The organism is Rhodococcus sp. As11, assembly GCF_048957735.1.
Taxonomy (GTDB): domain Bacteria; phylum Actinomycetota; class Actinomycetes; order Mycobacteriales; family Mycobacteriaceae; genus Rhodococcus; species Rhodococcus gordoniae.
The window spans coordinates 1-1,112 of the sequence record NZ_JARDJE010000058.1 but is presented as its reverse complement, the minus strand read 5'-3'; the positions used below and the strand labels follow the sequence as shown (position 1 = coordinate 1,112).

1 protein-coding gene is annotated in these 1,112 nt (G+C 66.7%); it reads right to left on the bottom strand.

Annotated elements, in window-relative coordinates; translation table 11 throughout:
- The coding region (locus tag PV766_RS24060) for an IS481-like element ISRae1 family transposase (protein ID WP_421098127.1) at positions 1–998 on the bottom strand (998 nt) is incomplete at its 3' end.
- Positions 999–1,112: the final 114 nt, after the last annotated feature.

The following is a 1,112-nucleotide window of genomic DNA, read 5'->3' as shown; positions in this document are numbered from 1 at the left end:
CTGTATGAGGCCATGACGTTGGTGACACCGGTCCGGAGTTTGCTCGCGGGCGGCCGATTACCGACGGCAGTATGCGGACGATGATAGTTGTAGTGCACATTCCACACCTGTAGCGCCTGGGCGCGTTGCCGTTCGCTGACCCAGACGCGGGCGTAGAGGAACTCCTCGGCCAGAATCCGGTTGTAGCGCTCGACCTTCCCGTTGTGACGAGGGGTGTACGGGGTGATCCGTTGATGCCGGCCACCGTGGAGCACTTTCGCGAAGTCCTTCGCCCGGTAGCAGGACCCGTTGTCGGTGACCACCCGGTGGATGTGCACGATGCCGTGGGCGGCGAAGAACACTCTCGCCCGGTGCATGAACCCGATTGCCGTGGCGGCTTTCTCGTCGGCCAGGGCCTCGGTGTAGGCGAGGCGGGAGAACCCGTCGACCGCCGAGTGCAGGTAGACGTAGCCGGCGCGGGCACCGGCGGTCTTGGCGCGCTCGACTTTCTTGGCCTGATCCGAGCCCTTGCCGTGGACCCGCCAGCCACCGCCGTCGGGGATTCGGCCGACTTTTTTGATGTCGACGTGCACCATGTGGCCGGGCCAGCGGGCGATGATCCGGCGTGGCTGGCGGTTGTTCTCGCCGTTCGGATCGAGGAACCTGCGCCGGTTCAAGCCGAGGTGAGCGAGGTGCCGGCTGACGGTGCGTACCGAGATGCTGATGCCGTCGGCGGCGAGCTCGTGTGCGATACGAGCCGCGGACCACTTGTGCTTCCGTCGCAGGGTCTCGATCCGCGCCACGGTCTCGGCCGGGGTCGCGGTGGGCTGGTGGTGCGGGACGCTGGGGCGGTCGAGCAGGCCGAGTTCACCGTGTTCGCGGTAGCGGGCCATCCATTTGCTGGCGCAGGCCCGGGAGATCCCCATCTCGGCGGCGACATGGGACAGCGGACGAGTCTGGCACCGCTCGACGAGACGGCGGCGACCTTCGACGGACAGCGGGGCGTTACGGTGGAGCACGGACGGGTTCTTTCGTTCGGCGGATGAGTTGGTGGTACTTCCCATCCTGCCGTCGGAAGGCCCGTCCGCCTTCGTCAGCCCCTGGTGGTGTCTACAACGTCATGACCCGCAACA